The sequence below is a fragment of the Leptolyngbya sp. FACHB-261 genome, from assembly GCF_014696065.1.
Taxonomy (GTDB): Bacteria; Cyanobacteriota; Cyanobacteriia; order FACHB-261; family FACHB-261; genus FACHB-261.
Map to the genome: position 1 here is coordinate 12,335 of NZ_JACJPL010000018.1, position 22,539 is coordinate 34,873.

A 22,539-nucleotide genomic window follows, 5' to 3' on the forward strand; every position below is an offset into this window, starting at 1 on the left:
AGAAAACACTAAATCTAGGGTTCCGGTACGTCAGGGTGTCTTCGACGCTCGTGGTTCGTTTGGTCCTCACAACCAGTCATCGGTGATTTTTCTATGGCAACTCAACCTTCAGCGGCTTCTTCCAAGCTCCCCTCCACGATTTCGTCTGTGCAGTCCGAGCAGCTCGATACTGACCGCGAACTGCTATTAGATATTCGACGCCGACTGTCTCTCTTGATCAACACCCGAGACCGGCAGGCAGTGACTACAGCGATGTATCACCTGCTTCAATCTGCGACCTTGCTGCAACGGGTATCGGCAACGCAACAAGGTAAATAACTAGACCTGTTTTCAGGGACCTGATTAAAGGGACCTATTTAAGCTTAGCGAATGGAAGGGAGACTTCTCGGCCTCCCTTCCGGAAAACCGACCCTAATCAGTACGGCTTACCGTGTGCCTTCTGGGCGACGGTCGGGCATCATGGACGGTGAAAAATCCAACCGATGATGGACTGGGACTGCCGCTATGCTGGAACAGGGCACAATCAGTATTCATACTGAAAATATCTTCCCAATTATCAAGAAGTGGCTCTATTCAGATCATGAGATCTTTTTGCGGGAGCTAATTTCTAACGGTGTAGATGCCATCAATAAGTTGAAGATGGTGTCTTTTTCGGGTGAGTTTAGCGGCGAGGTCGATACCCCCGAAATCAACATTGCGATTGATAAAGACAAAAAGACCTTGTCGGTTACAGATACTGGCATTGGCATGACTGCCGATGAGGTCAAGAAGTACATCAACCAGGTCGCCTTTTCCAGCGCTGAAGAGTTTGTCGAGAAGTACAAAGGCAGCACCGATCAGCAAATCATCGGTCACTTTGGCTTGGGCTTCTACTCTTCGTTTATGGTGGCGTCCCAGGTTGAAATCGACACGCTGTCCTACCGTGAAGGCGCTCAGGCCGTTCATTGGTCTTGTGATGGCAGCACTGAATTTTCGATTACTGATTCTCAGCGCGATAGTCGAGGCACGACAGTCACCCTGACCCTACAGGATGAGGAAGCTGAGTATCTCGAAGAATCACGCATTCGCCAATTGATCCGCACCTATTGCGATTTCATTCCGGTGCCGATCAAACTCAATGGTGAAGTGGTCAATAAGCAGCGGGCCATCTGGAATGAGTCGCCTAGCAACTTGACCAAGGAAGACTATCTAGAGTTCTACCGCTATCTCTATCCCTTCCAGGAAGAACCCCTGTTCTGGATTCACCTAAACACGGATTATCCCTTCATTGTGAAGGGCATTCTGTATTTCCCGAAGCTAAAGCCCGACGTTGATGTCACGAAGGGTCAGATCAAGCTGTTCTGCAATCAAGTGTTTGTCAGCGACAACTGCGAGGAAGTCATTCCCCGTTTTCTGTTGCCTCTGCGCGGTGTGATCGACAGCTCTGACATTCCTTTGAACGTGTCGCGGAGCTTTTTGCAAGCTGACCGCACCGTGCGTCGCATTGCCGATTACATCGCCAAGAAAGTTGGGGACCGGATCAAGGAACTGTACCGGGATGAACGCGAAGAATATATTCGCTGCTGGCAAGACATCGGCACGTTCATTAAGTTCGGCTCGATTAACGACGAAAAGTTCAAAAAGCAAGTCGAAGACATCCTGGTCTATCGCACTACCGCTAAAGTAGAACCCTCAGAGGCAGAGGCGGCTCCGGTTCAGGTGCAAGTCGAGGGTGAGGATGATGCTTGGAGCGATGTTAAACCTGGTTCGTCTACTAGCGAATCTAACGGCATAACCACCAGTCCTCAAGGCAATTACACCACGATCAAGGATTATCTGGAGCGCAACAAAACGCGCCATGAAAACCGGATTTTCTACAGCACTGACGAGACCAATCAGGCGACATACATTGCCCTACATACTTCACAGGCATTGGAAGTCCTGTTTATGGACTCGTTCATTGACTCGCACTTTGTGGGCTTCCTGGAGCGCGAGTACAGCGATGTCAAATTCTCGCGTGTGGATGCCGATCTTGATGAGAGCCTGATCAACAAAGACAACAACACGGAGTTGGTTGATCCGCGCACCAACAAAACACGCAGTGAACAGCTTCAAGAGCTATTCAGAGATACGTTGAATAAGCCGAAGCTGGTGATCCGTACAGAAGCACTCAAATCGGAGTCAGTTCCAGCAATGGTGCTGCTGCCGGAAGCGCTGCGTCGTCTTCAGGAAATGAATGCCTTGATGATGCAGAAGACGATGGAGTTCCCCGAAGAACACACGTTGCTGATCAACACAGCCCACCCATTAGTGCAACACCTGACCACGCTCAGCCAGGGCAGTGTGATTACCGGCGAAGGCAGTTCTCCCAATCAAGAGCTGGTTTCCTTGATTTGCAATCACATCTATGACCTGGCTCTGATGGCGCAAAAGGGCTTCGATGCGGATGGTATGCGCACGTTCCTAGAGCGCTCCAATCAGGTGCTAACCCAGCTAACCGCTAAGGCGGCGAATGGCTGAGCTTAAAGCACTGTATCCAGCTCAATTCAATCTATAAGCATGAGGGCACCCAACTGGGTGCTCTTTTCTTTGGGAGTTTTTTGATCTCTGGCTAATACCAGTTCACCTTTGAATCGCTACAGATTGACCCCTCCTAACCTCCCCTTAGCAAAGGGAGAAGCTGTAGGCGGTGGGGTTCTGTGAGTAGCTCTCATTGCAGGTAAGTGGGTATCAGCGTGAATTATTCTCTTTGAGTTTGTGCTGCTGATTGTCAGTGAGACGAGGCAGAATGCAGGCTGGGTAACGATTATTTCATTTCCGGCAAATCAGTGGTTGCCACAATTTGAGAAGGTTATGAATGATGTGCTGATGGTTATTTTTGAGCAGAAAAAACCATCAAGATTCAAATGGTGAAAGCTCGTATCAACTCATATTGATGAGAATGAAGTGCTAAGGACACATCGCCTCAAAAATATTCGTTACTGCTGTTTATCTTGATCGTTAATTTTAGCCGTTAATCATTATTGATCCTCTGTAAAAGAATCAGTTAACCTTCCTAGGGAGAGATAGCGAGCTCTAACTTTTATGAGAGGTTTTAAGACTTTGTTTTAGATAAACTCCACACAGGGTCAACTGGTGATTTTCTAAATGTTGCCATGCTTACTGAAAACCGATTGCTTGCCGCCTTGCCCCAAGAGGTGTTGGAGAGATTAGCCCCTCACCTGCAGCTAGTCGCGCTGCAAGCGGGGACCAGGCTTCACGAGGCTGGTGAAACTATCCAGGCTCTCTATTTCCCCATCGATTGCGGCCTCTCAATCACGATCACCATGAGTGATGGCAGGACAGCTGAAACGGGGCTGACGGGCAAGCGTGACGTGATTGGCATCAATGCGATCATGGGCGGATGCACAACCACGCAAACCGCTTACGTTGTACAGCTTCCAGGCAACGCAATAAAGATCAACGCAAACGTGTTGCTGGACGAGTTCGATAGCAATAAGGCAGTGCGCGATGTGCTGTTACGTTACACTCAAGCCCTGATTGCACAGCTTTCGCAGACCACCGCCTGCAATAGCCTGCACCCTTTGGAGCAACGCTTGGCACGCTGGCTACTAGAAGCGCATGACCGCGTTGACAAGAAAAATCTGAGGCTGACGCATGAGCTTCTATCCGAGATGCTAGGCGTGCGCCGAGCTGGAGTTACTCAAGCAGCCCAAAAGCTTCAGGAAAGTGGGTTTATTCAATATGGTCGCGGCAGCGTTCACATCCTCGACTTGCCTGCACTGGAAGAGTTTGCCTGTGAGTGTTTCAGGACCGTCAAAGACGAATACGATCGCTTGATTGTCCCTAGACAACGGTTGTCTAGGGACAATCAAGCGATCAGAAATAGTCAGCAAGCCTTGGCTTGAGGTCTTTCCCCGCTTCTTTCTCAGCTTCTATGGCAGCAGGCCCAGACCCTGCTGGTTCTGCCGATTGCTGGTCCTGATTTAGTTGCTTCCAAGTCATGGCTCGTTAGCTTGTAAGAAGAGGGAAGGGTACCGAGATACGCTCAAACTGAGGCCAAAACCTCAGTACGGAACGTGTTTTTTATTACGATCCCCATTTCAAAATTTCTATGCCCATAGCTCCACACGTTTCTTAAACAAAGTACAACTTCTGAGGGGGAGAACAAAATCCAACCCGCGCTTAAACTGCAACAAGTAGATTCACAACTTAGCCTGAGATTGTTAGATTGACTTCTACAAGTTTGTCCCATCTACTAAGCAAGCCTAATGTGGGGAAACCAATGAGTAGCCTCCGTATTGCAGAACCTATATTTAAGCAAGCGCAGAACGTACGAATTGCAGGACCTAGATTTAAGCAAGGGCAAAACGTATGTTTTATCGGAGGTGTAGGCATAATCAAAAGTTACCAGCCAGATATGGGAACCTGGTCTTATGCGGTGAGGATGGAGCTAGGGCCAGAACCGGATTTTGGCAGAATAGGAGACGAGACAACGGTATTGCTGCTTGAAGAAGACCTTCAAGAGCATTCAGCTTAATTCTCCTGAACACTATTCTGCTTAGACTGTATCTGCAAGCAAGGCTGATTTAGCTGTCTGTTATGCAGGATAAAAAGATTTAGGATAAATAGGAGTTTTATGGGCACTCAAAGAGGGCGCAGGTATAGAGTGCCTGTGCCCTCTTTGAGTGCCCCTATATTTAGCCCCCTAAATCCCCCAACTCTGGGGGACTTTTGCTTTGATTCCCCCCAGAATTGGGGGGTAGAGGGGCTTACTGAGTAAGGCGTGATACTTCTCAGGCAGCCTCTGAGCCGACTCTAAGCTAACTGAGCGGGAGGGAGCCAAGTGCGTCCTAAAGGCAAGCGTGCTCTGTATCACACAAGACAAAACTGACCCAAGGGTTATATAATTTCTTAATAATCAGATATACATTGAAACAGAAGGACATGTGTCAGTGTTACTGATTAAAGTCGCACGTCCCGGTAGTTATGAGAGCTGGCAAGAGATGAACAGGGATGGGAGCAGCCCGGACTAAATGCCAAAAATCCATGTCAGCTTCTTCCCAAGGAAGCTTGGGGAGACAAGGTCGTGGTTGAATGTGCCCTCCGATCAAGTTTTAACGGTGGAGCAATTGCCCAAAACAGGGGACTATCTGGTGTATGGCAGCGAAACTGACTACTGGCAGGTCAAAGCAGTGACGTTAGCGGAGGGAGACTACCGCAGCTATGACGCAAGGATTGAAGCTACGCAAGTATTACCCGAAGACATCTTGCCACTCCCCAGGCACAGGGTGTGGTAGTCATGGTTGGCGTCAGTGACTGGGTGAATAGCGCTTTTGTTTAGTTTGAGGCCGCTGAAACTAGGTTTGAGGGCGACGACATTTAGTTTCATCCCGACAATATTTAGTTTGCGGACGCTGAAACTAGGTTTGAGCACGACAAAACTAGGTTTCAGCGCGCTTTAACTTGATTTCAGCGCGACAGCTTTTAGTTTGAGGGGGATTTAGCTTGATTTTTGGGCTGCGAAGGGTTGTGCAACAGCCACTTACCAGCTATCAGTCAAGGCAGCCTGCCAGAAAAGCTGCAACCAGTTAAAGACTGTAGAGGCTGAGGGAATACTTCTAAGCTTTAGAGCGCAGCACTTTCAACTGCTCCTCAATGATCTGTGCCTGCCACTTAGCATTGCGTTCAATCATTTCGAGGGCACGGGCAGCAGTTGCCTCATCCAGGTTGCGGGTTCGCAGCAACTGAGTCAAGCCGAGCATTGTAGTCAGGGGCGTTCGCAGTTGGTGACCAAGAGTTGCCAGAAGCTCATCGCTGATGTTGCTTGCTATCGCGTTTCCACAACTACAGCTCCGGCTGCAATCAGAGGAGGCAGTACCTTGCTGCGGGTCTTCAGCCCAGGTAGCAACCGTGCGGCTGTCTTGAGTAGTGAACTGCAAATGATCCATCTGAAAATGCTCTTTGTTCTCTCAAGATCCTAAGCGATTCTAAGAAAAAGGCTATAACCCAAGGAGGGGTTTTTAGCTTGACCTTGTGAGCGGACTGATTAATAACCTTCTAAGTACTGGAAAGCCCAGGTTATTGCCGATACTTCTGATTAATTGAACTAACATATCTGCTCTGTGAAAGATGGAAGAAAAGCCTACAGATTGTTTACCTTAGGCAACTATTTGTACTGGCTTTGTCTTAGCTAAAATTTTTGAGATTACTTTTTAATGCTCGTGGCAGCCATCACATTTAGTAAAGTTGTGAGTTCTCACAAAACCTCAAGTAGTATTGAGGGATTGAGAGGTTTTTCCCGATTTAATGAATGGCTTTGGGGGATGCGTCGCCTCAGATTAGACCCTCGAACCAGCTCGACTCCGGTTGTTGCGGTCGCAGTGCCTAGCAATGGCGGGTGATCGAGAACGCATCCTAGCCGCTGGCTGCAAAGGTTATTTGCGCAAGCCCTATGTTCCGGAGGAGGTAGATGCAGTTATTAACCGGGTTCTGCGGCACTTCTACACCGTTCCTTCGAGCTATCGACAAGCAAGCTAAGCAACCGCAATAGAAAGCTATTGCATCTGACCAGTGACTCTGGTAAGTTAATATCTCAATTATTCAAAGGAGCATTTGCCTTACGAAAAAGCCGACCAAAAACTTATGCGCTACCCAAAAGCCTTAGCAACTTCTGGATAGCTAACCCCCCAACTGTTCTATGTACAGTCAGGCGGCTGACAGGTGATTTTAACACCTCATTAGCCACCCCGGCTTGCTATGTCAAACCAGAGGGTGGCTAACTCTTTAGCGGTAACACCCGGTAAGGGCGAGGCAACCTCGCCCCTACCCACAACCGCATTGAAGGCCCCCCTAACCCCCCAATTCTTTAAACCAAAACCTCACCACCTACGGCACCTTCCCTTAGCAAGGGCGAGGCAACCTCGCCCCTACCTGATACCCGAAGCCGCAGGATTTTCAACCCCTCGATTTCAACAACGAATTTCGTAGGGGCGGGGTTTCCCCGCCCGGTGCAACACTACTGGTTCCCTTCTACAACCCGCATTCCCATGCGCCATCTTTCTGCTGTCATTAATCCGCGTCAGCTCAAAATTCTGGCTACCGATATCGCCAACTACTTAGGCATTCCTCAAAGCCTAATTCTGCGCTTCGAGCAGTGGGCCAATGTCTTGTTTGTGCATCGCCAAGATCGCGGTGGTCAATTTATCAGCTATCGCCAACTCGCCTGCTGGCTCGAAGCCTGCATCGCAGCCATCCGCACCTGCCAAACTCATCAAGCCTTGCAAACCCTAGGCCAACTGCTCAAAACCGAAACTCAACGCTTCAACTATCCCCAAGACACCATCGCCTACCTGCGTTGCCTCTGGCAGCAACACAAAGCACAACTCGATCTCAACCTCAACCTGCGCAGTTTCTATACCCCCATTCTCTAATCTCTAAGCCCCATGACCTCTAATCTCTCCCCCGCCCAAATTCGCCTTGCCCTCTGGGACACAATCAGCCGGGATTTAACCCTGCCCGCTCAATCCAAAATTATCTTGTTAGTAATCGCCAATCTCACCGAGCCGCGCAGCTTCAAGGCCCGCATTCCCATTTCCCTTATCGTCGTCCATGGTGGTTTACAGGAATCAGACGTGAGCCGCTTACTGCCAACTTTAGAAGCCAACCGTTGGGTCGAGAAAATGTTAGTGCCCTCTAGCTCAGGTTCTCCCCCGGTTACTCTCTATAACCTGACCCCTCCCTTAATTCGAACTGCTTTGCGCCGCGCTGGCAATTGCTAGTTCCCTATAGCTAATCTCGTCAGGCATAACTCAATCAGGGCTTTGCTAATAATCCTTCCGCAACCCGTTTTAACCGGCGCAGTTGGGCTTGCATATCTTGCTGAGTCAAAGCAGCCGCAAAGGTGTTGAAGCCAAAACGCACCAGCGGATTGGGAATTTCAAACTCAAAACGATTGAGCAGACACGTACCACTGGCCTCTGGCTGGCACTCCCAACGATCGCAGCCACTAAAAAAACCCTGGAATCCCCAAACCACTAGACCCGGTTCGCGTTCTAGTACGACATTTTCCAACGTGGGTTTCAAGATCGGAATCTGCACCACAAAACGGCTGCGAGTCCCCACTTCAGTGCTCCATTGACCCACAGGTTCGCAGCGCAAAGCCGGATTCAGCCAGCGATGCATTAGAGCCTGCTCCGTAATGCATCGCTCAACCAGTGTTGCCGGAGCCGCAATCTGAATCGATTGCTCAAAAACCTGACGACTCAAGGGCTTTTTCTCAAGGTTTTTCTCAAGTGCTTTTTCCTGCCTTTCCCAGGCCAGCTTGCTCTAGTTCAATACGCAAACTCAAACTAAAACGGGTCGGTGGTAAAGCGGAATGCGCACCGTCACAGTCGAACCCAGCCCCTCACCCAAACTGTAAAAATGCACCTCGCCCCCCATCGCCTCCATCAATTGACGGCTAATCGTCAGACCGAGACCCAAGCCGCCATATTGCCGCGTACGAGCGCCATCCACCTGATAAAACGGTTGGAACAAACGCTCAGAGCGTTCTAAAGGAACGCCAATACCGGTATCGCAAATGTAGAGCGTCAGCAGATCGCTTTGCCAACCCACATTCAGGCTGATGCGAATGCTTCCCTCAGGCGTGAATTTAACCGCATTCCCCACCAGGTTGAGCAGCACTTGCAGCAGTCGATGGTGGTCCCCCTGCAAAATTATTTCGTCCTTAAGATTGGGGTGTTCAACCACCAATTCCAGACGCTTATGTTCAGCTTGAGGGCGAACAATCCGCTCCACTTCAGTTAACAGTTCGCGCAGATTCACTGGCCCTGTATGCAATTTCAGATTACCAGCGTCTAGATTCCCTAAATCCAGCACGCCAGCAATACATTCCAGCAGTCGCAACGAGGATTGATAGGCCTGTTCAATAAACTGGCTCTGCTCCTCGCTGCCATCGGTCATACCGTCCAGAACTAACTTCAATAGCCCGATCGTGCCATTGAGCGGCGTTCGCAGTTCGTGAGAAATATTGGCCAGAAATTCGTTGCGAATTCGCTCTGATTCTTGTGCGGCCTGACGCGCAGACACCAATTCCTGCTCGCAGTGGCTCAGCCTCAGGCGAATCAAAGCCATTTGCTCACGCAAACGCTCAACTTGGTCCCAAGGATTGCCCTCTAAAGCGGGGTGACGTATGAGCTGCCGATCGATTCCGGCCAAACCTGAGCCACTCAGCTCGGGTGAGGACGACTCCGAAAATTCCGGTGCGAAAACACCAATCTGGCAGTCCGATGATTCTGGACGGCTGTGTTGACTCTTCATCTGCACTCTGACCGAAGCGACCGCTTGAGGGATGGGGCAATCCTGTCTAATTCAAAGTCTAATTGAGCTGTCTGTGACCTCGACCACAAACTGCGTCAAATTCATACAAAAAATACATATTGTTAATCACTCTCAAGGATGAGGTAAAAGAAGATTGTACTAGCCTAGTCAAGCCGGTCAGAAGGGGAGATCCCCCCCTCTGACCGGCTATATCTAGTGCTATTTCAAAAGCTGGAAGGCTCCACAGAGTCTACCTGGCATCGGTTAGTTTGGCGGATTAAACCATCAAACCCCTCTGCCAGACTCGGGGGTGCCCCACTCAAGCGTCGATGCATACGCTCAATGACTGCTTCAGGAACCTGACGCAAACGGTCTTGGTTTCGTTGCAGACAGAGACACAGGGGCACATCTAACCACCAGCCCAGCACTCCCTCAAATCCGAAATTTCGGGCTTGAACAATCAAGCCGCGACGCTGGCGACGCACCACATTTGTCGCATCGTAGATGACACCCACTTCATCCTTTATCGCCTGATACCAGCGCTGCTCCACCTGCCTCCAGATAGAGTTCCACGGGCCTTGAGTCGATTCGTCGCCAAATAACTCAGCCCGAAGCGCATCTGTCGAAACCAGCAACCATTGCGAGTTTTGAGCATGCAGCATCCGGGCTAAAGTCGATTTGCCACTGGCGGGCAGACCAATCAGAATAATCAGTTGGCTAGGCAATTGGCTGGGTAATTAGCTGGGCAGAGCTTAACCTCTAGCCGCAGCAGGCACGCTACCGTTTTGCTCAAGCTCAGCCTCACTAATGCCAAACACCCGGTTGAAGACCTTATCGACCTTGTAGCCGGAGTCAATAGATTCCAAGGGGTCTTTGCGCAGACGGTGGCGCAGGCAGAGCGTGATCACCTGCTTAATATCACTAACCGTGACTTCGCTACGACCTTCAAAGGCGCACAGAGCCCGAGCAGCCCGATTGGTGACAATATCACCGCGCAAGCCATCAACATCTAGCTCAGAACAAACCTGAGAGATTTTGACCCGCAGATCGTAGGGCACGGTCACAGAGGGCAAGCGCGTTTGTGCTTCAACAATTTGCGCTTGCAGATGGATTTGAGCCTCGCGTTGAGCATCTAAAAACGACTGCGGGTTTTGGTCAAATTCGGTGCGCTGCTCCACAATTTGCACACGCAGGACCGGATCCTTAACTGTGCGAATCTCAGCATGCATGCCAAAGCGGTCTAACAACTGGGGCCGCAGTTCTCCTTCTTCTGGGTTGCCGGAGCCGACCAGCACAAACCGAGCTGGGTGACGAATAGAAATCCCTTCCCGCTCGACCGTGTTCCAACCGGAGGCCGCCGAGTCGAGCAGCACATCTACCAAGTGGTCATCAAGTAGGTTGACTTCGTCAACATAAAGGATGCCCCGGTTAGCTTTAGCCAATAGGCCAGGTTCAAAGGCTTTGACCCCTTCTGCCAGCGCTTTTTCAATATCAATCGTGCCGCACACCCGATCTTCGGTTGCGCCCAGAGGCAAGTCCACCATAGGGACCTGTTTTTTGGCAATTCTTCGTTCCCCAGTAGCAGTGTAGGCGTCATCACCCATCAGCTCGGGATCGGTAGGGCTGGAATTAAAGGGGTCGTCGGCGATCACCTCGATTTCGGGAAGCAGGTCCGCTAACGCACGAATCGTGGTTGATTTGCCGGTACCCCGGTCACCCATAATCATTACCCCACCGACTTTGGGATCAATGACATTGAGAAGCAGCGCCAACTTCATCTCTTCCTGGCCGACGATGGCCGTAAAAGGAAAAACAGCGCGTTGGGCAAGGGCAGGGGTTGTCACAGCAGGCCTCAATCTCAGAAAGGGTGGCAAGGATGCCCTCAGGCATCTCTTATCTTGCCACGAGTTCAGTCCCTGCTTTGAGCTGAGCTCAGTCTCGCAATTCTACCCAGCTCAAGCTCAAGAGCTGCACTTGTAGAGAGGCTTGTAGAGAGTTAGCCCTGCTGCGATCTCATCTCTGTGATCTCATTAGGATTTCAGGTGTGCTTAGCATTTGGCAGGTCTCGCCAATGGTTGAGGAGTCGTTGAAGAGCAATCCTTAGAGGAAGCCGAGCAGTAAACCTGGTTTTAATTCTCAGTAAGGTTTCAGTAACGTTAAAGTGGAGTAGAAGGAAAGGGTTTACCTTTCAATTAGTGAGCATATTTGCGTACAAATGGAAGCCTCAGCGCTTGGCGGCCAGGACTCCGATATTGAAATGATATTGAGGTCGCTGGTTGGCGATTGCAACAGTTTCCCTTAGAGTGATGTGAATGTACCGATCAGTGATGACCTATTAAGAGTTGCCATTAAAGCCAATGCCTAACATTGTGGACAAGGGAGCGTAGCAGTGAGCGCCAGTCCTCGATTGCCGACCACTGCCCAGATCGGTACAGATATTGTCTACATTCCCCGAATTGCTGCTGTAGTTGAGCAGTTCGGCCAACATTTTTTGGATAAAGTTTACACCCCCCAAGAGCAACAAGACGCCAAGCGTTCGGCTCGCCAAATTAACTCTCGTCTGGCTGGACGTTGGGCCGCTAAAGAGGCTGCCGTTAAGGCGCTGGGTACAGGCTGGCGTGGTGTAGGCTATCGAGATGTAGAAATTAAACGTAAGCCCAGTGGTGCACCAACCATCACCTTACACAACCGGGCATTAGCACTCGTTCATACGCGGCACCAAGAAAACTGGGAGTGGCAGGTGAGTTTTAGCCACGATGGAGACTATGCCATTGCGACAGCCATTTTCGCTCCCTCTGTGGATTCGCTGTCCTCTAGCACACCGATATGAGTCCTGAGAATTATCTCAATCATCCGACCTTTGGCCTGTTATCGAGCGTCTGTATCTTAGAGGAGAACCGCCAACTCTTCACCACTCTTTATGCACAACGATTATTCTTTTTAGTTACAACCAGTCCTGATGGTTTAGAGTTCGAGCCTCTGGGTCGAGTGGAGGCACGACTACTGATGGAAAACCATCTGCGCCGACTCCGCCGCAATGGGCAGCAAAATGAATATGCAAAACTCCAAGACACCTATAAGCGAACGTTTCCCTGAGCAATGACTGCGCCGAATGCTCAAGATTTTGCCCCACAAGACCCAATTCAAGACTCAATTGCCCAACGGCTCCAACTGATTCAGGCTCAGCTGCCTCCTCAGGTACGCTTAATTGCCGTGAGCAAACAAGTTTCGCTGGAGAAAATGCGCTTGGCCTATGCGGCTGGTGTGCGCGACTTTGGCGAAAGTCAGGTGCAAGAAGTCGCCCACAAACATTCAGCTCTGAGCGATTTACCTGGGATTCGCTGGCACCTGATCGGACATCTGCAAAGCAACAAAGTTCGTCCGGCCATAGAGCTATTTGACTGGATTCACTCAGTTGATGATTTAAAACTGGCGCAACGCTTAGATCGGTTGGCGGGCGAATTGGGCAAGACCCCTAAAGTTTGCCTCCAAGTGAAGCTGCTGCCAGATCCCAATAAATATGGTTGGGAGGTTGACGCCCTACTCCAGGACCTCAAGCTGTTGAACCAGTGCCAACATTTGCAGATCCTGGGCCTAATGACGATCTTGCCGTTTGGCTTGGCGGCAGAGGAAGCGCTTCGGGCATTTGAACAGGCTCGCGAATTGGCAGACCGCATTCGAGGCTTAGCTCTGCCTCAGATCCAAATGCAGGAGCTGTCAATGGGCATGTCAGGCGATTATCCCCAAGCCGTTGCGGCTGGGGCCACGATGGTGCGCTTAGGGACAATCTTGTTCGGCGACCGTCCCCTTGCAGGCACGAGGTAGGGACGCAGGTCATGCGCCCCTACCTCGTGCCATAAACATCCTTACTGCCTAGCCACTAAGCTACAGCGACTCTGAGCTTGTCGAGCACAGGACGAGTGGAGACAATATGCCGGTCCAGGCCCAGCTTCTCCGGTTCGATCCCTAAGGCCAAGGCGACCAACTGGGGCAGGTGCAGCACTGGCAAGCCCAGCTTGCGACCGATCACCTTTTCTACCTCTGGCTGTCGCGAGTCCAGATTGAGGTGACACAGCGGGCAGGGAGTCACCAAACAATCAGCACCTGCTTCAATGGCAGCCGAGATGTGATTGCCAGCCATAGTGAACGACTGCTCAGTGGCGTAGCTGGAAAGCGGCCAGCCACAGCATTTGGTTCGTCCAGGGTAGTCTACGGGCTCGGCGCCCACAGCACGGAACAGGTTCTCCATTGACTGTGGGTTGTAGGGATCGTCAAAGCGGTTAGTCAGTTGACCCCGCAGCAGATAGCAGCCATAGAAAGAGGCGCATTTGAGACCACTGAGTTTGCGCGTGACGCGTCGCTGGATCTCCTCTAGGCCATAGTCGCCGACCAGAACCCACAGCAGATGACGCACTTCGGTGGTGCCGTGATAGCAGGCACCCTCAGGCTCCAGGAGACGGTTCACCTGATCGACGTAATCGGGGTTGCTGGTCTTGAACCCCTTCAGTCGCTCATCCACATGGCCAATCACGCCTTGGCAAGTGCTGCAATGCGTCAGCATTGGCAGATTCAACTCTTCAGCTAAGGCAATGTTCCGGGCATTCACTGAATCTTCGAGCAGGCGAGAGTCCTCTTTAAAAGTGCCTGAGCCGCAGCAGGAGGCTTTTTTGAGTTCGACTAACTCAATTCCTAAAGCACGGGTGAGTTCAGCAGTTGATAAATACAGTTCCCGGCAGGCGCCCTGAGCAACACAGCCGGGGTAGTAAGCGTAGCGGTGCGACATAGGTTTAGTCTTTTAAGTTTTCTTGTTGTTCGACGGTTTCAATTAGCTTGCGCACAGCTGGCGTTCCTTCTGAGCGATCAAAGCGCCAGGGAAACTTACGATTGCGCAGCATTGCTAAGCCTAAGGGCACTAAGCTAAACAGGCCCTTGAGGTCGCGGAAGGAGTTCCCTAAAACCGTTAAGCCAAAGCGACGTTCATCAACCCAACCACCCTGCTTAACTAGGTCAACCATCGTTTTACGGTGGCGAATTGCGCGGGCAGTTTGCGGGGTTGGGTCTACTGGCATTTGATCGCGCTGCAAAATCTCGTTCTTGATTTTGCCAATTTGATCCATTGGCGCGACATCCATCGGGCACACTTCATTGCAGTAGAAGCAACGAGTACAGCCCCAGACGCCAGCTGTTCCTTGGCTATAAGTTTCAAGGCGAGCTTCAGTTGCAGTATCTCGGGAATCGGCAACCCAGCGGTAAGCCTTTGCCAAGGCATGGGGCCCGACAAAAGTCGGATCGACCTCACGGGCATTGCACTCCGAGTAACAAGCTCCACAGAGAATGCAATTTCCCATCTGGTTGAGACGGTCTCGATCTTGAGGGCTCTGCAAAAATTCCCGTTCGGGTACCTGGCGTGCAGCTGTACTCACATAGGGTTGAACTGCCTCCAAGTTGTCCCAAAACGAACTCATGTCTACAACTAAATCTTTGATGACCGGCATGTTACCCATAGGCGCGACCGTAATTACAGGGTCTTCGCCGGGTTTTACCTGTCCCAAGCTTTCGAGGCGCTGTACTTCACCAGCTACATTTTCTTTGCAGGCTAAGGCAGAACGTCCATTAATCCGCATTGAGCAACTGCCGCAGATTGTGTTGCGACAGTTTTTACGGTAAGCCAAAGTACCGTCCTGGCTCCACTTGATCTGGTTCAGACAATCCAGGATTGTGTTGGCTGGCTCAACGTCCAAGTGGTAGCTGGCAAGGTGCGGAGACTCGCCCCGATTCTGGCGGATGACCTTAAACAAAACTTTCATAGCGACTTAACAGGCTGAAACAGCCGATGCAAACAGGGACTTGCTGATCTGGTCTTAGCTCTGGCTAGGATAGCCTCTCAGAAAATTCCTGTGTCTCTTAAGGTTTGGTGAAAAGTTTGATAAAGGGTTTGAGGCAACGCTTCCATCGGGGTTCAACCAAAGGTTGGCCAGAGGTTCAACAAGATTGCCAACGCTTGGACAAAGATTTGAGCGCCTAGCTAAGCATTGCTCAACCGATTGAGCTAACCGATTGACCTAACCCGTTGAGCTAACCTGTTGAGCAACGGACAGACCAACTCACGGTTATTGAAATAAGCCCCTGCGAGTTCTTACTGAGCCTGAACCATATCTGCCTCAATTGCTCCGCTTGAAATTTGTGATTTTTGAATCAATCTTGGTTTAAACAAAAAATATTTTTGTAAGCAGATTCCAGTTAGCTCTTTTCTTCGCTATTCTAGATTGAGTAAATTTCTGCACGCCCTATGAGCAAAACGGCTACTGCCCCCCTGACAGGCAAAGCTTTGCTGCAAAAAGTAAAAGACCTTGCCTCGCTTCCACGCCGCGAAAAGGCAAAACGTTGTGGTTACTACACCAAGACCAAAAGCGGTCAGGTTCGGGTCAATCTAACGGAATTCTACGATGCATTGCTGGCTGCTCGTGGTACCCAGCTCAGTCCTGAAACCAGCAAAGATGGTCGGGGTCGTGAACCAACCTATAAGGTTACGGTGCATAAGAATGGGCAGATCGTCATTGGTGCTGCCTATACAGAAGAGATGGATCTCCAGCCTGGTGATGAATTCATTATCAAGCTGGGCTACAAACACATTCATCTCGTTCCGGTTGGTCCAGAGGACGAAGAGGATGCTGTTGAGGTTGCTGCTTCTAAGAACGGACGTAACGGCACAGGCAAATAAGCCGGCAAATAAGCCATTGGCACAGGGACTGAGCCTTAAGCAATTCGCTTTTTCTGTCATCGGTCCCTGATTTGTTAATGGGTTAGCGCCAGCAATAGGGCACGCAGATGCGCATCGGCAGATCGCGACTATCTGTTTCGGGTGGACCAATACTGATCAAGTCGCCAGCCAAAGCAGCGAGTGCACAAACGCAGGCGTCGAGGATATCATCTCGCTGAACTTGTGAGCGCTGGGTGGCCTTAACCGCCTCCTGGTAAAGCTTCTGCAATGCCTGGTTTCCTAGCAAGGACCAGCGTATCTGTTGCCCCTGCTGCGTCTTTTTAGACGGTAGGGGATGCCCGTTATTTAGAGCTGCAAACAGAACCTCTGGATGGGTTTCATAAACCCACTCAGAGGCTCCAGGTGTTTGCAGGTGCTGATGGTCAATTTGGGCGATCTTGTCCGTGATGTTGAACGTCTGGTGCGAAATTCCTTTGCCTGCATACTGCCGCGAAAGTTGATTGGCAGCGCTGTAGTTTAGCGGCCATTGCTCGATCACTCCTCGTACCGGAACTGGAAACACACGACTGGTTGCTCCTGGTAGATATTGCCGAGCAACCCGGTCGCAAGCACGGCTTTCTAAACCATTGGGCAAACCAATGGGTATATCAATAGCTAGGCGGACAACACCCAACTGCCTTAAAGTAGCCAAGTTAAGTTCAGCTTGAATCTGCCAGGAAAATCGTGTTGAACTGTGGGCAATCACACAGAACCAACCCTGACGACAACCATCAACTCCCCAAAACACCGGTCTAATTGCTCGCTCAGTAGATGTAGATGATGAGTAAATTAGTGAGCCAGATTAATCGGCCAGGAGTTGGGGGCTAAATCGTAGGGCTTGCCCTCGCACCTCAGAATTGACCTTGCCATGCTCGTACACAACTTGGCCTCCCACAATTGTGATTACAGGCCAGCCCGTTAATGGCCAACCCTCAAAAGGGCTCCAACCAGATTTGGTCAGTAAGTCCTCACGTTTCACTGGCTTGACCTGATCTAAATCCACCAGAACTAGATCGGCATCGTAACCAACCGCGAGTTTACCTTTATTGGCAATTCCATAAGCGGCTGCCACATTGGTTGACATCCAAGTTGCCACTTGGCTCACTGAACAACGGCCCTGTTGAGCAGCAGTCAGCATGAGGGGCAATGAAGTTTCTACTCCCGGCATACCGGACGGCGAGTCAGGATAAGTTTTGGCTTTTTCTTCTAGGGTGTGAGGCGCATGATCAGTCGCAATGAAGTTGAGAATCCCCTCCTGTAAGCCCTGCCAAAGTACAGCATTGTCGTGTTCAGAGCGCAGGGGCGGATTCATTTGAGCCAAAGTGCCAATGCGCTCGTAAGCGCTGGTGTTCAGCAACAAATGTTGGGGAGTTACCTCAGCGGTTACCCAGGCAGGTTTATCTTGCCGCAACAGCTCCACTTCTTCAGCTGTAGAAAGGTGCAAGATGTGCAAACGTCTTTGGTATTTCTTAGAAAGTTTAAGCGCCAGTTGAGTAGCTTCCAATGCCGCCTGATTGTCTTGAATTTGCGAATGCACTGCTGGTTCTGTACGACCGGCAAATGCTTCTCGCCGGGCTCGAATACGTGCTTGATTCTCAGCATGAACGGCAATCAGTCGCGTACCGGTAGCGAAGATTGGCTCCAGCGCAGACTCATCATCAATTAATAAAGGTCCTGACATTGAACCCATAAATATTTTGATCCCGCAGGCGGGCGCTGCCGTATTCACTTCCATCAAGTTGTCAACAGTCGCGCCAATGAAAAAGCCATAATTGACGACGCACTTTTGCGCAGCCCGATCCAGCTTGTCTTGCAAAAGTGCTTGTGTGGTGGTTAGAGGTCGAGTATTGGGCATCTCCAAAAACGACGTTACCCCGCCCTTGGCACAGGCATGGCTGGCGGTTCGCAAGTCTTCTTTATGCTCCAAGCCTGGTTCTCGAAAATGAACTTGGGGATCGATCACACCGGGCAGCAGCCACAATCCTGTGGCCTCAATCACCCGGTCTGCACCACCCGAAAGCTCAGAGCCGATCTCGACAATTTGCCCCTGTTCCACCCGCAGATCGCCCTGCATGGGCTCTTGGTCGGGCAAGACTAGATGAGCACCTCGAATCAATAGGCTGGGTGTTGGGCTCGTTGGTAGGTTCATGACAATAGGCTCCTGTATTAGTGGCGTTTGGTGCTTAAGACTAAGGGGCGTTGCTAGCAGGATCACTACCCCACTCGATAGAGTTGGAGAAGGGCAAGTTACTCCCTAATCCCAATATCCCAGTCTTCTCTGTCATGAGTTCTGACTATTCCAGTGTTCTGACCGCTTTAAGTGTGGCTCCGGCTCAAGTGGTGCGCGGCAATGGTGTGCTGGCTCAAGCAATTGCCAGCATTACTCGCCTGGGCCAGCGGCCTTTGGTGCTTGGCGGTCAACAGTCTCTGCCCACCGTTCACAACTGCTTGAACACCGCTTTAGGTGAAGCAGCTCACTGGACCACCTACGGTCGCGATTGCAGTGAGCCAGAACTAGCGCGTCTGCGGCAAGAAGTGAGTGCGCACGCGGCCGATCTGATCATTGGTGTCGGCGGTGGCAAAGCGCTTGATACAGCCAAACTAATTGCCCATCAGTGCGGGTTACCAGTAGTCACCATTCCCACTACCGGAGCGACCTGCGCGGCCTGGACTGCCCTGTCTAATGTTTACTCGCCAGCAGGCGCCTTCCAGTACGATGTGCCTCTGCCGCACTGCCCTGAATTGCTGATCTTGGACTATGAGCTAGTCGCCACGGCCCCCCGCCGCACTCTGGTCGCTGGCATTGGCGATGCGCTGGCCAAGTGGTACGAAGCCTCGGTTAGCAGTGGCTATTCGAAGCAGACCCTCGTAATTGCGGCTGTGCAACAGGCTCGCGTGTTGCGGGATATTTTGTTTCAAAGCTCGGCAGACGCATTGGCGCAGCCTGGTTCCGATGTTTGGCGGGAAGTTGTCGATGCCACAGTGCTAATGGCCGGCATGATCGGCGGATTAGGCGGAGCTCAGTGCCGTACCGTGGCTGCTCACGCCGTACACAATGGCCTCACGCACCTGCTGCAAGCGCACGATATTTTGCATGGGGAGAAAGTTGCTTACGGCATCCTGGTGCAGTTACGCCTGGAGGAATTTGAAGGCAACCAGTTGGCTGCAACCGCGCGCCAACAGTTGCTGAAGTTCTACAGCGAGTTGGGATTGCCATGCAGTCTGGCCGACCTAGGCTTAACTGGCATCACGCTCACCGAGTTGCAGCGGGCAGCTGAAGTGGCCTGCGCACCCGCCTCGGACATTCACCGCCTGCCGTTTGAGGTTACGCCAGAGGTTCTGCTGGCGGCAATGGTGTCTACCACCAGCCGTCTGCCTAGCCGCCGGGACGAGAGTGGCATCTCTGCCCCGACCGCTAGCTGACGCTTCACAGGTCTGTATGTCTCTGGGTCTCTAGCTCGACTTTTCTGGCTCAGCTCTAGGCAACCAAAACCGGCGCGCTCTTGAGCTTGCCATTGCTCGCCATGCGCTCGTCGATCACTTGACGGTAGGCTGCCTCATAGCGGTCCACCATGCGCTGCACGCTGAACTGGTTGACGACATGCTCCCGGCAATTAGCACGGCTGAGAAGGCTAGCTGGCCCAATGAAGTCAACCATCTCGGTCACCTCATTGGCCAGAAAACCGGTCTGACCGTGAGCAACCAGCTCTGGGGCAGCGCCCTGACGCATTGCGAGGACAGGCGTGCCGCAAGCCATCGACTCGATCATCCCCAGGCCAAAAGGCTGAGGCCGGGTGATGGGACACAGAGTTGCCAGGGCTCCTCCCAGCAGCTCATTCTTTTCGGCACGGGAGACTTCGCCGAGATAGGTGATCTGCTTGCCGTCGATTTGCGGGTGGAGCACGTCGTGAAAGAAGTCTCGGTTTGAGGCATCTACCTTGCCTGCCATCAGCAGCGGTAGCCCAGCTTCCTTAGCAACTTGAATCGCCAAGTGCGGTCCTTTCTCACGAGACATGCGTCCTACAAAGGCTAAATAGGCAGGCCTCTGTGCTGTTGCCCGAAAGGGATAAGCAGCTGGGTCAATGCCGTTGTGGACTGTGCTGATGTAATTCAAGCGAGGGCAGGGATTGCGCTGAGCTTCACTAACTGAGACGTAGGGCTGATGCGCAAATTGATTGAATACTAGCTCCGTCTCGGGCGTGAACATGTGGTGGAGCGTGTGCAGAGTGGGCGTTTTGACCAGTTCTGCCAGGGCTAAGGCTGAGTGGTCTACATGGCTGTGTAGAATATCGAATTGATGCAATTTGCCGTAGGCTTGAGACAGTTGCAGAACCTCAAAGGCCCTGTAGTCCTTAACACCTGAATCCTGACGCAGGGAATAGGAGCAGGGAGCACAGAGGGTAGCGCGAGTTTTGGAATCGCCCGAAGCAAACAGAGTGACCTCGTGCCCACGCCGCACCAACTCCTCAGTTAGCAGACTCACGGCCAATTCCACGCCGCCATAGCCGGAGGGAGGCACTGGCTCCCACAGAGGCGCGATTTGCGCGATCCACATTTTCAAAGCTCCTTTTATTTAATTTGGCTCAGGCATTCATAGAGTCCTAGCTAATAAAGAATAAAAGTTTAACAGCGTGATCTCTTCTTCCAAGAGAGAGAGCCAGCTTTCGCTGTTCTCTAGTCTCAAAGCCCTATCAATCACTTTGATGTATTTGATACAAAATGGTCCTCACAGAAATCATACTTGGTAGTCTTGAGCATTAGAAATTAGAAGTTTTTGGCTAATCTCAACCCACCTTCTAAACTTTTGATTGGTCTTCAATAGTCACAGCAAACAGTCAAAAATAAGCGTCAAGATGTCCTAAAACCCAACTGGAGTCTAGGCGATTAGATCAAGTAGCAAGATGTTGTTTTGAAATTGATTGCACATCCTAAATTCTTTTAGTACACAACCGGACGGATAGAAGCATGGTTGAGCCTAGTTACTAGTAACGACTAGACGAGCGACGTTTTTATGTACGCTACAGTACACGAAAAAGGTTTTTGATAGCTTGCTTGCTGTTGCTTAATTGCTTTTGATTTAGCTAGAATGCTTGAGGCAAAGCACAATTTATGACAAGATTGTCTAGCCTAAAGTGTTCACCCAAATCAGCATGAACAGTATGAATAGAGAGGATGCTGTTCTTCAGAGTTCAGCTCAAGGGCTTGTCCTCAGCGCGGAGGTGAACATTGCAGAGGTGAACATCATTGATGGTCAGCCCCTGATCCTGACGGTAGACGATCAAGATGACAATCGCATGCTGAGTGCGCTCATCCTAGAAGGGCTGGGTTGTTCTTACATCAGTGCCTGTGACGGAGAGACCGCTCTAGAGCTTAGCCGGTTCTACCAACCCGCCTTGATCCTGCTCGATATTACATTGCCACATCTAAGTGGTGTAGAAGTGCTTCAGAAGCTCAGGCAAAATCCTGAAACCTCAAAAATTCCAATCATTGCGGTCACAGCTATGGCTATGGCTGGTGACCGTGAACGTCTTTTGGCAGTAGGTTTTGATGACTATGTCAGCAAGCCCTACACGATTGAGGAGCTAGAGGCGCGGATTCAACATAACCTCAACTCCTCCTCTGCTCCTGCCTTGTGCTAGTCGCTTGTGAGTTGCTCATGGCCCTTACTGCAGTAGACGATTAAACTCTGTCTTGGCCACTCGGTAGCATTCGCAAGACACAGCTTCTAAGCTCTGGCGATCAATTACTGTTATTTGCCCCCGGCTATAGCGAATCAGCCCAGCTTTCTGTAGGGCGCTGGCCACTTCACTGACTCCCGCGCGGCGTACGCCCAGCATTTGAGCCAGAAATTCCTGGGTGAGTTGAAACTGATCAGAGCGCACGCGGTCATGGGTCATCAGCAGCCAGCGACCACAGCGTTGCTCGATTGAGTGCAGGCAATTGCAGGCTGCAGAGCGAGCCATTTGCACCATTAGGGTATGGGTATAGCGCTGGAGCAGGTTATAAAGTGCACGCTTGCGGTTCTGGCTCACTTCCACCCGAAAGTTTTCTGCACTGATGCGCACCCCTTCACCGCGAACTTGTACAAATGCTTTGACGGGGGTTTTGACTGTCCCTAGAAACACTGGTAGGCCGACCATGCCTTCACTACCCACCGTTGCTGTTTCGACTGCTGTTCCATCAGCCATCAAGGTCAATAAGGAAACAATTCCAGAATGCGGAAAATAAACATAGTCGATGGGTTCATAAGGCTCGTAAAGAACTTGTTTAAGCTCTAGAGAGACAGGCTCCAAATAGGGAAGTAAAAGCTCGTATTCAGCTTGAGGTACAGCGGCCAGAAGCCGATTCTCAGTTCCAGGCGACAGATTTGCAGACACTCAAAGCGCTCAATAGTGTAGCTAGCTGTAGAAATCAGGGCAGCTCCCAACATTAAGCTTTATAACTCTGGCACCTGCATCTGTCCAGGCAGGCAAACGAGT

At 51.1% G+C, this 22,539-nt stretch carries 25 protein-coding genes; 14 read left to right on the plus strand and 11 right to left on the minus strand.

Annotated elements, in window-relative coordinates; translation table 11 throughout:
• The first annotated feature begins 93 nt into the window (after nucleotides 1-93).
• From H6F94_RS09355 to H6F94_RS09375, 5 genes are all read left to right on the plus strand, one after another.
• On the plus strand, nucleotides 94-318 hold the full coding sequence (locus H6F94_RS09355; protein WP_190801974.1) for a hypothetical protein: 225 nt from the start codon (nucleotides 94-96) through the stop codon (nucleotides 316-318).
• 186 nt (nucleotides 319-504) lie between these two features.
• On the plus strand, nucleotides 505-2,499 hold the full coding sequence (gene htpG, locus H6F94_RS09360; RefSeq protein ID WP_190801975.1) for a molecular chaperone HtpG: 1,995 nt from the start codon (nucleotides 505-507) through the stop codon (nucleotides 2,497-2,499).
• Between the two features lie 237 nt (nucleotides 2,500-2,736).
• On the plus strand, nucleotides 2,737-2,892 hold the full coding sequence (locus tag H6F94_RS09365; RefSeq protein ID WP_190801976.1) for a hypothetical protein: 156 nt from the start codon (nucleotides 2,737-2,739) through the stop codon (nucleotides 2,890-2,892).
• Nucleotides 2,893-3,134: 242 nt separating this feature from the next.
• A complete protein-coding gene (locus H6F94_RS09370) occupies nucleotides 3,135-3,887 on the plus strand; it encodes a Crp/Fnr family transcriptional regulator (protein ID WP_190801977.1) in 753 nt (250 codons plus the stop codon).
• 1,191 nt (nucleotides 3,888-5,078) lie between these two features.
• On the plus strand, nucleotides 5,079-5,279 hold the full coding sequence (locus H6F94_RS09375; RefSeq protein ID WP_190801978.1) for a hypothetical protein: 201 nt from the start codon (nucleotides 5,079-5,081) through the stop codon (nucleotides 5,277-5,279).
• Nucleotides 5,280-5,600: 321 nt separating this feature from the next.
• Here the strand turns inward: H6F94_RS09375 and H6F94_RS09380 are convergent, their stop codons facing one another.
• Nucleotides 5,601-5,930 (minus strand): histidine kinase dimerization/phospho-acceptor domain-containing protein, encoded by a 330-nt coding sequence (locus H6F94_RS09380; RefSeq protein WP_190801979.1) that lies wholly within the window; start codon nucleotides 5,928-5,930, stop codon nucleotides 5,601-5,603.
• A gap of 442 nt (nucleotides 5,931-6,372) precedes the next feature.
• On the opposite strand from H6F94_RS09380, the gene H6F94_RS09385 reads away from it, so the two are divergent.
• The 3 genes from H6F94_RS09385 (at nucleotide 6,373) to H6F94_RS09395 (ending at nucleotide 7,760) form a co-directional block, all read left to right on the plus strand.
• A complete protein-coding gene (locus tag H6F94_RS09385; protein ID WP_190801980.1) occupies nucleotides 6,373-6,519 on the plus strand; it encodes a hypothetical protein in 147 nt (48 codons plus the stop codon).
• Nucleotides 6,520-7,028: 509 nt separating this feature from the next.
• A complete protein-coding gene (locus H6F94_RS09390; RefSeq protein WP_190801981.1) occupies nucleotides 7,029-7,412 on the plus strand; it encodes a hypothetical protein in 384 nt (127 codons plus the stop codon).
• Nucleotides 7,413-7,424: 12 nt separating this feature from the next.
• On the plus strand, nucleotides 7,425-7,760 hold the full coding sequence (locus tag H6F94_RS09395; RefSeq protein ID WP_190801982.1) for a hypothetical protein: 336 nt from the start codon (nucleotides 7,425-7,427) through the stop codon (nucleotides 7,758-7,760).
• A gap of 34 nt (nucleotides 7,761-7,794) precedes the next feature.
• Here H6F94_RS09395 and H6F94_RS09400 read toward each other — a convergent pair whose 3' ends face one another.
• The 4 genes from H6F94_RS09400 to bchI form a co-directional block, all read right to left on the minus strand.
• Nucleotides 7,795-8,247 carry an SRPBCC family protein gene (locus H6F94_RS09400; RefSeq protein WP_190801983.1) on the minus strand — a complete coding sequence of 151 codons (453 nt, stop codon included), beginning with the start codon at nucleotides 8,245-8,247 and terminating at the stop codon, nucleotides 7,795-7,797.
• Nucleotides 8,248-8,325: 78 nt separating this feature from the next.
• The gene (locus H6F94_RS09405) at nucleotides 8,326-9,300 is read right to left on the minus strand and encodes a sensor histidine kinase (protein WP_190801984.1); all 975 of its coding nucleotides are present in this window, start codon (nucleotides 9,298-9,300) and stop codon (nucleotides 8,326-8,328) included.
• Nucleotides 9,301-9,524: 224 nt separating this feature from the next.
• A complete protein-coding gene (locus H6F94_RS09410; protein WP_190801985.1) occupies nucleotides 9,525-10,025 on the minus strand; it encodes an AAA family ATPase in 501 nt (166 codons plus the stop codon).
• Nucleotides 10,026-10,052: 27 nt separating this feature from the next.
• Nucleotides 10,053-11,144, minus strand: a complete 1,092-nt coding sequence (gene bchI, locus H6F94_RS09415; protein WP_190801986.1) for a magnesium chelatase ATPase subunit I — start codon at nucleotides 11,142-11,144, stop codon at nucleotides 10,053-10,055.
• Between the two features lie 545 nt (nucleotides 11,145-11,689).
• On the opposite strand from bchI, the gene acpS reads away from it, so the two are divergent.
• The 3 genes from acpS to H6F94_RS09430 are packed head-to-tail and all read left to right on the plus strand — an operon-like array spanning nucleotide 11,690 to nucleotide 13,125.
• Nucleotides 11,690-12,130, plus strand: coding sequence for a holo-ACP synthase (acpS, locus tag H6F94_RS09420; RefSeq protein WP_313949255.1), 441 nt, complete (start codon nucleotides 11,690-11,692; stop codon nucleotides 12,128-12,130).
• A complete protein-coding gene (gene pipX, locus H6F94_RS09425) occupies nucleotides 12,127-12,396 on the plus strand; it encodes a transcriptional coactivator PipX (RefSeq protein WP_190801987.1) in 270 nt (89 codons plus the stop codon). The genes acpS and pipX overlap by 4 nt, the downstream gene beginning before the upstream one ends.
• 3 nt (nucleotides 12,397-12,399) lie before the next feature.
• Nucleotides 12,400-13,125, plus strand: a complete 726-nt coding sequence (locus H6F94_RS09430) for a YggS family pyridoxal phosphate-dependent enzyme (RefSeq protein WP_199320318.1) — start codon at nucleotides 12,400-12,402, stop codon at nucleotides 13,123-13,125.
• Nucleotides 13,126-13,180: 55 nt separating this feature from the next.
• Here the strand turns inward: H6F94_RS09430 and H6F94_RS09435 are convergent, their stop codons facing one another.
• Both H6F94_RS09435 and H6F94_RS09440 read right to left on the minus strand, forming a co-directional pair.
• The gene (locus tag H6F94_RS09435) at nucleotides 13,181-14,083 is read right to left on the minus strand and encodes a CoB--CoM heterodisulfide reductase iron-sulfur subunit B family protein (protein ID WP_190801988.1); all 903 of its coding nucleotides are present in this window, start codon (nucleotides 14,081-14,083) and stop codon (nucleotides 13,181-13,183) included.
• Nucleotides 14,084-14,087: 4 nt separating this feature from the next.
• Entirely contained in the window at nucleotides 14,088-15,107 is a 1,020-nt protein-coding gene (locus H6F94_RS09440; RefSeq protein WP_190801989.1) for a succinate dehydrogenase/fumarate reductase iron-sulfur subunit, read from the minus strand.
• A 482-nt stretch (nucleotides 15,108-15,589) separates the two neighbouring features.
• Here H6F94_RS09440 and H6F94_RS09445 point away from each other — a divergent pair, with 482 nt between their 5' ends.
• Complete coding sequence (locus H6F94_RS09445; RefSeq protein ID WP_190801990.1) at nucleotides 15,590-16,021, plus strand: AbrB/MazE/SpoVT family DNA-binding domain-containing protein; 432 nt, start codon at nucleotides 15,590-15,592, stop codon at nucleotides 16,019-16,021.
• An 82-nt stretch (nucleotides 16,022-16,103) separates the two neighbouring features.
• Here H6F94_RS09445 and H6F94_RS09450 read toward each other — a convergent pair whose 3' ends face one another.
• The gene (locus H6F94_RS09450) at nucleotides 16,104-16,808 is read right to left on the minus strand and encodes a DUF429 domain-containing protein (RefSeq protein ID WP_190801991.1); all 705 of its coding nucleotides are present in this window, start codon (nucleotides 16,806-16,808) and stop codon (nucleotides 16,104-16,106) included.
• Nucleotides 16,809-16,862: 54 nt separating this feature from the next.
• Nucleotides 16,863-18,209 (minus strand): dihydroorotase, encoded by a 1,347-nt coding sequence (locus tag H6F94_RS09455; protein ID WP_190801992.1) that lies wholly within the window; start codon nucleotides 18,207-18,209, stop codon nucleotides 16,863-16,865.
• 134 nt (nucleotides 18,210-18,343) lie between these two features.
• On the opposite strand from H6F94_RS09455, the gene H6F94_RS09460 reads away from it, so the two are divergent.
• On the plus strand, nucleotides 18,344-19,483 hold the full coding sequence (locus H6F94_RS09460; protein WP_190801993.1) for an iron-containing alcohol dehydrogenase family protein: 1,140 nt from the start codon (nucleotides 18,344-18,346) through the stop codon (nucleotides 19,481-19,483).
• Nucleotides 19,484-19,538: 55 nt separating this feature from the next.
• On the opposite strand, the gene H6F94_RS09465 is transcribed toward H6F94_RS09460, so the two are convergent.
• Nucleotides 19,539-20,615, minus strand: coding sequence for a glycosyltransferase family 4 protein (locus H6F94_RS09465; RefSeq protein WP_190801994.1), 1,077 nt, complete (start codon nucleotides 20,613-20,615; stop codon nucleotides 19,539-19,541).
• A 604-nt stretch (nucleotides 20,616-21,219) separates the two neighbouring features.
• Here H6F94_RS09465 and H6F94_RS09470 point away from each other — a divergent pair.
• Nucleotides 21,220-21,699 (plus strand): response regulator, encoded by a 480-nt coding sequence (locus H6F94_RS09470; RefSeq protein ID WP_190801995.1) that lies wholly within the window; start codon nucleotides 21,220-21,222, stop codon nucleotides 21,697-21,699.
• Between the two features lie 24 nt (nucleotides 21,700-21,723).
• Here H6F94_RS09470 and H6F94_RS33220 read toward each other — a convergent pair whose 3' ends face one another.
• Nucleotides 21,724-22,437, minus strand: a complete 714-nt coding sequence (locus tag H6F94_RS33220) for a Crp/Fnr family transcriptional regulator (protein ID WP_190801996.1) — start codon at nucleotides 22,435-22,437, stop codon at nucleotides 21,724-21,726.
• Between the last annotated feature and the right edge of the window lie 102 nt (nucleotides 22,438-22,539).